Source organism: Kitasatospora sp. NPDC059577 (assembly GCF_042735475.1).
Lineage (GTDB): Bacteria > Actinomycetota > Actinomycetes > Streptomycetales > Streptomycetaceae > Kitasatospora.
In genome coordinates this window covers 1-10,481 of record NZ_JBHWBZ010000107.1, presented here as the reverse complement: position 1 = coordinate 10,481, position 10,481 = coordinate 1, and the positions used below count along the sequence as shown (strand labels likewise).

Annotated in this window: 5 protein-coding genes and 1 pseudogene; 4 read left to right on the top strand and 2 right to left on the bottom strand. The window is 73.5% G+C overall.

The window, feature by feature from the left end:
• Nucleotides 1-273, bottom strand: a pseudogene (locus ACFV0O_RS40475) (EamA/RhaT family transporter); the annotation flags it as partial.
• A 267-nt stretch (nucleotides 274-540) separates the two neighbouring features.
• Here ACFV0O_RS40475 and ACFV0O_RS40470 point away from each other — a divergent pair.
• Nucleotides 541-1,473: a serine/threonine dehydratase gene (locus ACFV0O_RS40470; RefSeq protein WP_380349764.1), complete on the top strand. Its 933-nt coding sequence runs from the start codon at nucleotides 541-543 to the stop codon at nucleotides 1,471-1,473.
• A gap of 175 nt (nucleotides 1,474-1,648) precedes the next feature.
• On the opposite strand, the gene ACFV0O_RS40465 is transcribed toward ACFV0O_RS40470, so the two are convergent.
• A complete protein-coding gene (locus tag ACFV0O_RS40465) occupies nucleotides 1,649-2,488 on the bottom strand; it encodes a phosphatase PAP2 family protein (RefSeq protein WP_380349761.1) in 840 nt (279 codons plus the stop codon).
• A 540-nt stretch (nucleotides 2,489-3,028) separates the two neighbouring features.
• Here ACFV0O_RS40465 and ACFV0O_RS40460 point away from each other — a divergent pair.
• The 3 genes from ACFV0O_RS40460 to ACFV0O_RS40450 all read left to right on the top strand — a co-directional run.
• Nucleotides 3,029-3,238, top strand: a complete 210-nt coding sequence (locus ACFV0O_RS40460) for an MbtH family protein (RefSeq protein ID WP_360268339.1) — start codon at nucleotides 3,029-3,031, stop codon at nucleotides 3,236-3,238.
• A 67-nt stretch (nucleotides 3,239-3,305) separates the two neighbouring features.
• A complete protein-coding gene (locus ACFV0O_RS40455; protein ID WP_380349758.1) occupies nucleotides 3,306-4,640 on the top strand; it encodes a cysteate synthase in 1,335 nt (444 codons plus the stop codon).
• Between the two features lie 276 nt (nucleotides 4,641-4,916).
• On the top strand, nucleotides 4,917-10,481 hold a 5,565-nt coding region (locus ACFV0O_RS40450; RefSeq protein WP_380349755.1), incomplete at its 3' end, for an amino acid adenylation domain-containing protein.

The window sequence follows — 10,481 nt, the reverse complement described above, 5'->3', positions numbered from 1 at the left end:
GAAGTGGGCGCTGGGGCGCGTCGCCAGACCGCGCCCGGTCAGCACGGCGGGGCCGGGCGGGGAGGTGCCGCTCCCGGCCCGGCGCCCACCGGTCGGCAGCAGGGCCAGGCAGAGCGCCGCGACGCCGAAGCGCCAGCAGGAGACGGCCACCGGGCCGAGGCCGCTGGTGCGCATCAGCAGCGCGGCCACGGCTCCGCCCGCGCCCCAGGCGACGGCGGCGGCGGAAATGGACAACAGGCCGTGCCGGAAGGGCACGGCGGCGTACGAGGACATGCGTCAGTACTCCACGATGGATGGCCGGTTCGGGTCCGCGGGGTGCGCGGGCGGCGGTCATCGCCCCGGCTGCCGGCGGAGTCCCGCGGGCCGGGGTGGGTGGAGTGGGCCGCCCGCTAGCGGGGCGGCGGGGGGAGGATCACATGACGCACGGGGCTACGGTACGCCTCCGGTGCCGTGATCTTCCGCCCGTCCGGCCGCGCGACGTACCGTCGGCCGCGGACGGAACACCCTGTCGACGCCCCACCGGCGAAGGAGCAGAACGCGATGGACCAGCTGACGTACGACGAGGTCGAGGCTGCCGCGCGGCGGATCGCCGGGCGGGTGCGCCCGGTCGCGATGGCGCCGGGGGACGACGGCGGACGGACCTGGTTGGCACTGGAGTTCCTGCAGCACACCGGCAGCTTCAAGGCGCGCGGTGCACAGAACTTCCTGCTCGCGCACGCCGAGGCGGGCACCCTCCCGGACACCGGGGTCACCATCGCCTCGGGTGGCAACGCCGGGCTCGCCTGCGCCTGGGCGGCGCGCGAACTCGGCGTCCGGGCGACGGTGTTCCTGCCGGAGACCGCCTCCCCGGTGAAGCTGGCCCGGCTGCGCTCCTACGGCGCGCAGGTGCGGCTGGCCGGCCGGGAGTACGCGGAAGCGCTGGCCGCGTGCGAGGAGTTCGCCGCCGACAGCGGGGCGCTGGCCTCGCACGCGTACGACCACCCGCTGATCGCCGCCGGCGCGGGGACCGTCCTGGCGGAGATCCGCGACCGGGTGCCCGGGCTGGACACCGTGGTGGTGTCGGTGGGCGGCGGTGGGCTCTTCGCCGGTGTGGCCGTGGCGGCGCGCGAGCACGGCGTCCGGGTGCTCGCGGTCGAGCCGACCGGCAGCCGTGCCCTGAACGCCGCGCTGGCGGCCGGCCACCCGGTGGACGTCCCGGTCGACTCGGTGGCCCAGGACGCGCTCGGCGCCCGCCGCGCCACGGCGCTGGCGGTCGCCGCCGCCGGGCACGAGGGCGTGCGCTCCGTCCTGGTGGACGACGAGGCCATCGTGCGCGCCCGCCGGCGGCTGTGGGAGGAGCGCCGGATCGCCGTCGAGTTCGCGGCCTCCACCGCCCTCGCCGCGGTCGACCGGGCCGACGGTGAGCGCGTCGCCGTCCTCCTCTGTGGCGCCAACACCGACCCGTCGGATCTGGTGGACCGCGAGCGGGGGTGATCCGCCGGGGTCGGCGACGCCGGCGGCGGTCGGGCCGGCGGCGGTCGGGCCGGCGCGGGCCGACCCGTTCCTGCCTGTGTCAACAGGTCGAACAGGTCCGACAGGTCCAACAGGTCCGACAGGTCCAACAGGTCCGGTGGTGCCGATCGGCTGACCGGCCCGTCTGTGGTCCGGGCTACCGGCGGCGGGCGGCGGCCTCGCCCGGGACGGGCCACTGCCCGGCCACGCGCGGCCCGGCGGCCTGCCAGGAGGCCGGGATCCGCGGGAACCGGTACGCCCAGCGGTGGAAGAGCAGCCGGGCCGCGACGAAGCCCACGCCCAGGCAGACCGCCCCGCCCGCCGCGTCCAGCCAGAGGTGGTTCGCGGTGGCGATGATCACGGTCAGGGTGAACAGCGGGTACAGCAGGCCCAGCGCCCGCAGCCAGGCCCGTCCGGACAGGAAGAACACCGTCAGCCCGCACCACAGCGCCCAGCCGAAGTGCATCGAGGGCATCGCCGCGTACTGGTTGGAGATGGTCGCTCCCGCGCCCGAGGCCAGCGAACCCCAGGTGTGGTGCACCGTCACCGTGTCGATGAAGCCGGGCAGCATCCGCGGCGGGGCCATCGGGAAGACGTAGTAGCCGACCAGGGCGATGCCGGTGGCAGCGGCCAGCGCCGTACGGACCGCCGGATACCGGCCGGGGTGGCTGCGGTAGAGCCAGACCAGCACGGCGATGGTGATGACGAAGTGCAGTGTGGCGTAGTAGTAGTTCATGCCGACGATCACCCAGGTCACCGCGTCCAGGCCGTGGTTGACCGAGCGTTCGAAGGCCAGGCCGAGGCTCCGCTCCAGGTCCCACACGAGGTTCGCGTGGGCCTTCGCGGTCTCGGCGTGCTGCGGCACCGCGTTGCGGACCAGGTTGTAGACCCAGTAGCCGATCCCGATGAGCACCAGCTCGAACCGGAGGCGCGGCCGGACCGGACGCAGCCGCCGGGCGGCGATCCGGTCACGCAGGGTGCGTGCGCCGTCCGGCACCGCTCCGCCGACGGCCGGGCCCTCCGGCCCGCTCCCCGGACCGTCGGGTGAATTCCCTCCGGCATGAACGGAACTTGCGTCACGGGAACGGGAGTTGTTCTCGGCACCGGATGCGTGGCCGTCGGTCGGTAACCTCATGGGGCAGAAGTCTGCCAGACCATCCGTGCCCGTCCGATCATCCGGTCGGCGGGGTTTCTTCGCCGCCGCGCTCCCACCGGGGTACGGGACTTCACTCCCGCTGTGAGCGCACGGCAGTTCCACCCGGCCCGGCCGCGGAGCTCATTTCCTCCATATTTCGCGACATTTCGCACGGGATCAGCACCGGCCGACCGGCGCGCCGGAGCAACGGCGACAGCAGAAGCACCTGCACATTCCGTTCACGCCTCCCGACATCAATCCACACTTCCCCTTTCGGGCCCGGATGAGTAAGACTGGAACACGGACCGGGCGGGGGCAGGTCCGTCCGGAACAGGGGATCCACCTCCGCCACGTCCGCATATGTCCAGCCGGCCAACCGGCTATGCGAGAAAAGGTGACGCGGTGACGAATCCCTTCGAGGACCCCGAGGCCAACTACCTGGTTCTGGTGAACGACGAGGGCCAGCATTCGCTCTGGCCCGTCTTCACGGAAATTCCGGCCGGGTGGCAGCAGGTGTTCGGCGAGGCCGGGCGCCAGGAGTGCCTGGACTACATCGAGAACTCCTGGACCGACATGCGCCCGAAGAGTCTCATTTCGGCCATGGAACAGTAGTTTCCGGCCCGCGCGAACACATTCAGCTGGCAGTACCGGCTGCGGCCGGTGGCAACGGGGGAAAGCCATGGAGCACGGCGGGCACTACACGGTTGTCTGCACTCGATGCGGCTTACGATTCGGGGACGACGGGCTGATTTCGGCCTGCCCGGAGTGCCGCGACAATTCACTGCTACGGACCGAGTACACCGCCGGCTCACTGGCCGACGCGATCGCCGCCACCCCGGCGGCACCCGGCCCCTTCCGCTACCGCGGCTGGCTCCCGGTCGTCCGCGAGGTCCCCGGGGCGAGCCTGCCCGCCGTGCACCGAAGTCGCGGACTCGGCGCCGCCCTGGGGCTGAGCGACCTCTGGACGGCCTTCAGCGGCTACTGGCCGGAACGCGACTGCCGCATGGACTCCGGGACCTTCAAGGAACTGGAGGCCTTCGCCGTCCTGGGACGGGTCCCGCAGGACGCGGGCGTCATGGTCGTCGCGTCCGCCGGGAACACCGCGGCGGCCTTCGTCCGGGCCACCGAGAAGTTCGACTTCCCCTGCGTACTGGTGATCCCCGAACGCGCCCTGCCCGGGCTGGCGCTCTCCGGCACCGGACCGCGGGTACGGATCGTCGCCGTCAAGGGCGGCGGCTACAACGACGCGATCACCTACGGCCAGGGCATCCTGGCCACCGGCGCGCCCTTCTTCCCCGAGGGCGGGGTCCGCAACGTCGCCCGCCGCGACGGCCTCGGAATCGTCATGCTGGCCGCGTACGAGCGGCTCGGCCGACTGCCCGACTACTACGTCCAGGCCGTCGGCAGCGGTACCGGCGCGATCGCCGCGCACGAGGCGGCCCGCCGGATCGCCGCCACCACGGGCGGCACCCCGCCGCGCACCCTGCTCTGCCAGAACACCGGGTTCGCCCCGCTGCACCGGCTCTGGCGCGGCCGGACCGCCGCCCTCTCCGGAGGACTCCCGGATCAGGCCGCGGCTCCGCTGCCGGAGTCGACTCCCTCCCCGGCCGCGGTCACGCTGTCGTGCATCGACGTGCACGCCCCCGAACTCGTCAATGCCACACCTCCGTTCGGGGTCCACGGCGGCGTCGCCGACCTGTTGGCCGACACCTCGGGCGAGGTCCTGCTGGCCGACACCCCGGAGGCCCTCGCCGCGGCCGCGCTGTTCGAGGAGACCGAGGGCATCGACATCGAGCCGGCCGCCGCCGTGGCGGTGGCCTGCCTGCGACGCGCGGTCACCGAGCGGCGGATCCCGCGTGACGCACGGATCCTGCTCAACATCACCGGCGGCGGCCGGCGTCGGGCCCGAGCGGAGCGCGACGGCGGCACCCACCTCCCGAACGCCTCGCTCGTCGGGGCCGAGGACGATCCGGCGGTCACCGCGGCCATGCTGCTCGACTCGCTGTCCCTGTGACGGCGCACCCGGCCACCGCCCGAGCCACCTCCCGGGCCGCCTCCCGGACCAACGATCCGGCCACCGCCCGGGCCGCCTCCCCGGCCACCTCCCCGGCGCCGGCGCACCCGACCGGGCGCTGACCGCCCCCGACCCCCGAGACCCACACCGCCCCAGGCCCGCACCGGCGCCGCGGGGCGGTCAGACACGTGCGTCCCCGGCCGCCCGGCCGGGCCGCGGTGGAACCCACGGGCCGACGGCCCGGCGCGACCCCCAGACGAACCGGAGTCCCAGCAGATGTCGCCTTCGCAGCCCGAGTACCTGCCCCTGCTTTCCGGCCAGGCCGGAATGTGGTTCGCGCAGCAGCTGGACCCGGCCAGCCCCGCCTACCAGGTCCACGAGTACGTGGAGATCCACGGGCCGGTCGACCCCGGGCTGTTCGAGCGCGCCCTCCACCGGGCCGTCCTCGACTGCGAGACGCTGCGCCTGCGGCTGGTGCCCGGCGGCCAGGAACTCCGCCAGTTCGTCGAACCCGACCCCGCCTGGCGGTTCGTCCCCGTCGACGTCAGCGCCGAGACCGACCCGTGGGAGGCGGCGGTGCGCTGGATGCGCACCGAGTACCTCCGCCCCTACGACCTGGAGACCGGCCCCGCCTGCGCCTTCGCGCTGATCCGGCTGGCCGCCGACCACCACATCTGGTCACTGCGCGCCCACCACGCGATGGGCGACGGCCACAGCGGCCCGCTCTTCGCCGCCCGGGTCGCGGAGGTCTACAGCACCTGGGCGGAGGGCCGGACCCTGCCCGACGAGAGCGGCATCCCTCCGTTCGCGCGGCTGGTGGAGGTCGAGGCCGAGTACCGCGCCTCCGCCCAGTTCGAGGCGGACCGCCAGTACTGGCAGGACCGGCTCGCCGACCGCCCGACCGCCGTCAACTTCGCCGGCCGGTTCGCCCCGGCCTCGCACACCCACCTGCGCCACGCACTCCGGCTGGACCCCGAGTACATGGCCACGCTGCGCACCTCCGCGCGCCGGCTCGGGGTCAGCTGGACCGTCCTGGTGCTCGCCGCCGCGGCCGCCTACACCTCCCGGGTGACCGGCAGCGGCGACGTCGTCCTCGGCTTCCCGGTCGCCGCCCGGTCCGGCGAGGTCGCCCGGAGCACCCCGGGCGTCGTCAACAACGTGGTGCCGCTGCGCCTGGCCGTCGACCCGCAGGAACCGCTCTCCGCGCTCATCAAGAAGACCAGCCGCGCCGCCCGTGAGGCCCTGCGGCACCAGCGCTACCGCTACGAGGAGATCCGGCGCGACCTCGGCCTGGTCGCGTCGAGCGGGCAGCTGTTCGGCCCCACCGTCAACATCCAGTCCTTCGACTACAACCTCACCTTCGGCGGCCACCCGAGCACCACCCACAACCTCAGCAGCGGCCCCGTCGAGGACCTCAACATCCTGATCTACGACCGGCAGACCGGCGACGGCGCCGGTCTCGTCGTCGACGCCAACCCGGCGCTCTACCGGCCGGAGGAGATCGCCGCCCACTGCCGCCGCTTCCAGCACTACCTCGCCGCCCTCGCCGCCGCCGACGGCACCCAGCCGCTGCACGAGGTCGAACTGCTCGACGCGGCCGAGCGGCAGCAGGTCCTGACCGACTGGAACGACACCGCCGTCGAGCCGCCGTCGGCCACCCTGCCCACGCTGTTCGAAGCCCAGGTCGCCCGGACACCCGAGGCGGTCGCGCTGGTCAGCGGCGACCGCGAACTCACCTACCGGGAGCTCAACACCCGCGCCAACCGGCTGGCACACCTGCTGATCCGGCGCGGCGTCGGACCGGAGGCGCTGGTCGCGGTCTGTCTGGAACGCTCCGCCGACCTGGTGGTCGCCCTGCTCGCCGTCCTCAAGGCCGGCGGCGCCTACCTGCCCATCGACCCCGACTACCCCGCCGACCGCATCGCCTACACCCTGGCGGACGCCCGGCCGGTCGTCGTGCTGGCCTCCGGGGCCACCGCGGCGGCGGTGCCGGCCGGCGGGATCCCCGTGGTGCCGGTGGACCGGATCGAGCCCGCCACCTCCGCCGGCTTCACCTCCGACGACGCCGCCTCCGACGACGCCGACCCGGGCGTCGCCGTGCTGCCCGGCCACCCGGCGTACGTGATCCACACCTCCGGCTCCACCGGACGGCCCAAGGGCGTCGTCGTGCCGGTCGGGGCACTGGTCAACTTCCTGGCCGCGATGCAGCGCCGCTTCGCGCTCGGCCCCACGGACCGGCTGCTCGCGGTGACCACGGTCGCCTTCGACATCGCCGCGCTGGAGCTCTACCTGCCCCTGCTCAACGGCGCCCGGGTGGTGCTGGCCCCCCGCGAGACCGTCCGGGACCCGCGTGCGCTGCGGGACCTGCTGACGGCGAGTGGGGCGACCGCGATGCAGGCCACGCCGAGCCTCTGGCACGCGCTGACCGCCGAAGCCACGTCGCTCGACGGCTCGACGGCCGACGCGCCCTCGGCCGGTGACGCGTTGGCCGGTGACGCGTTGGCTGGTGACGCGTTGGCTGGTCTCCGGGCGTTGGTCGGCGGCGAGGCGCTGGACAGCGGGCTGGCCCGGACTCTGACCGCCCGCACGGCCGGCGTGACCAACCTCTACGGCCCCACCGAGACCACCATCTGGTCCACCGCCCACGAGGTCGGCGACGAGCACGGCGAGGTCCTGCCCATCGGGCGGCCCATCGACAACACCCGGGCCTACGTGCTCGACGAGGCTCTGCGCCCGGTTCCGGCCGGTGTGGCCGGCGACCTCTACCTGGCGGGCAGCGGCCTGGCCCGCGGCTACCTCGGCCGCCCCGGCCTGACCGCCGAACGCTTCGTGGCCTGCCCCTTCGAGCCCGGGGACGGGCCCCTCGCCCCCAGCCTGGCGGCCGGGAGGTACCCCCAGCCCGATGGCGGGCAAGGAGGTGGGCCCCACGCCCCCAGCCCGGCGGCCGGGAGGTACCCCCAGCCCGATGGCGGGCAAGGAGGGCGGATGTACCGCACCGGCGACATCGTCCGCTGGACCGCCGCCGGTGAGCTGGAGTTCCTGGGCCGCGCCGACGACCAGGTCAAGATCCGTGGCTTCCGCATCGAACTCGGCGAGGTCCAGGCCGCTTTGGCGTCCTGCCCGGGAGTCGCCCAGGCCGCCGTGTCGGTACGCGAGGATGCCCCCGGCGACCACCGGCTCGTCGGGTACCTGGTGGCGGAGCACGACGCGGACGTGGCCGCGCTGCCCGCCCTGGCCCGGGCGGCGGCGGCCGAGCGGCTGCCGGAGTACATGGTGCCGTCGGCCGTGGTGGTGCTGGAGTCCCTGCCGCTGACCGCCAACGGCAAGCTCGACCGCAAGGCCCTGCCCGCCCCGGACTACGCGGCCGCGGGCGCCGGCGCCGGCCGGGCGGCGGAGAACCTGTCCGAGGAGATCCTCTGCGCGCTCTTCGCCGAGGTCCTCGGCCTGTCCTCGGTCGGCGTCGAGGACGGCTTCTTCGACCTCGGCGGCCACTCGCTCCTCGCCACCCGTCTCGGCAGCCGGGTGCGGTCCGCCCTCGGGGTCGAACTCCCGCTGCGCACCCTCTTCGAGGCGCCGACGCCCGCCGCACTGGCGCGCCGGCTCGACGGCGGCGCGACGCTGCGGCCGCCCGTGGTGGCCGTCGAGGAGCGGCCCGCGCCGGTGCCGCTCTCCTACGCCCAGCAGCGGCTCTGGTTCCTCGGACAGCTGGAGGGGACGAGCTCCGGTTACAACATCCCTGCCGCGCTGCGCCTTTCGGGCGTGCTGGAGCCGGATGCCCTGGCCGCGGCCCTGCGTGACGTGATGGAGCGGCACGAGGTGCTGCGGACCGTCTACTCCCCGGTCGACGGCGAACCCGTGCAGCGGGTACTGCCGATCGAGTCGGTCCCGTTCGAGCTCACCGTCGAACCGGTCGACGGGGAGGAGGAGCTGGCCGTCGCCGTGAACCGGTCGGCGGGACGGCCCTTCGACCTGGCGACGGAACCGCCGCTGCGGGCGGACCTGTTCACCCTGACACCCGAGCAGCACGTCCTTGTTCTGACGCTTCATCACATCGCTGGCGACGGCTGGTCCTTCGGACCCCTCGGGCGGGACCTGTCCACCGCGTACGCGGCGCGGGTGCGGGGCGGCTCGCCCGCGTGGTCGCCGTTGCCGGTGCAGTACGCGGACTACACGCTCTGGCAGCGCGAGCTGCTGGGGTCGGAGGAGGACTCCGAGGGCCTGCTGGCGGGGCAGTTGGGGTACTGGCGGGAGGCGCTGGCCGAGCTGCCGGAGGAGCTGACGCTGCCGTTCGACCGTCCGCGCCCGGCCGTCGCCACGAACCGGGCGGAGACGGTCGAGCTCATGGTCCCCGCCGAGCTCCACACCGAACTGCTGGACCTGGCCCGCGAGGAGGGCGTCACGCCCTTCATGCTGCTCCAGGCGGCGCTTGCGGTGCTGCTCTCCCGGCTGGGCGCCGGGCAGGACGTCCCGATCGGCACACCCATCGCCGGACGCACCGACGAAGCACTGGACGAGCTCGTCGGCTTCTTCGCCAACACCCTGGTGCTGCGCACCGACCTCAGCGGCAACCCGACCTTCAGCGAACTGCTGAGCCGCGTCCGGGAGACCGGACTCGGGGCGTTCGCCCACCAGGACGTGCCCTTCGAGCGCCTGGTCGAGGAACTGGCCCCCACCCGCTCGATGGCCCGCCACCCGCTCTTCCAGGTCATCCTCACCCTGCAGAACACCGTCGAGGCACGCCTCGAACTGCCCGGCGTGGAAGTCGAGTTGTCGACCGCCGGGGACCCGACGGCCAACTTCGACCTCGCTTTCGAGGTCCGCGAGCGGTACACGTCCACCGACACTCCGGACGGGCTGGCGGTGCGGATCGTCTTCGCGGCCGAGTTGTTCGACCGGTCGTCGGTGGAGGTCCTGGGACAGCGCTGGCTGCGCGTCCTCACCGCCCTCACCACCGACCCCACCCAGCCGGTCCACGCCGTACCCGTCCTCGACACCGAAGAACGCCACCTCCTGCTCGACACCTGGGCAACCCGACCCGCCCTCGCCACACCCGACGGCACCCTCACCGCACACTTCGAGACCCAGGCCGCCCACACCCCCGACGCCACCGCCCTCACCGACGGCGACACCCACCTCACCTACCGCGAACTCAACGAACGCGCCAACCAACTCGCCCACCTGCTCACCGACCACGGCGTCCACCCCGAAACCCTGGTCGCCGTCCGCCTCGACCGCTCCACCGACCTCGTCATCGCCCTGCTCGCCGTCCTCAAAGCCGGCGGCGCCTACCTCCCCATCGACCCCGACTACCCCACCGACCGCGTCACCCACATGCTCGACGACGCCCGACCCACCCTCCTCCTCACCACCGGCACCACCCACACGGACATCCCCACCAACGGGATCCGAACAATCCCGATCGACACGATCGACCTCTCCGACCACCCCCGCACCAACCCACCCACCACCGCCACACCCGACCACCCCGCCTACGTCATCTACACCTCCGGCTCCACCGGCCGCCCCAAGGGCGTCCTCATCCCCCACCGCAACGTCCTCACCCTCTTCGCCAACACCCACCACCACTTCCACTTCGGCCCGCACGACGTCTGGACCTGGTTCCACTCCTACGCCTTCGACTTCTCCGTCTGGGAACTCTGGGGCCCCCTCCTCCACGGCGGACGCCTCGTCATCGTCCCCTTCCAAACCTCCCGCTCCCCCCACGACTTCCTCGACCTCCTCACCCGCGAACACGTCACCGTCCTCAACCAAACCCCCTCCGCCTTCCACCAACTCAACCAAGCCGACACCGAAAACCCCCACAACCTCACCCTGCGCTAC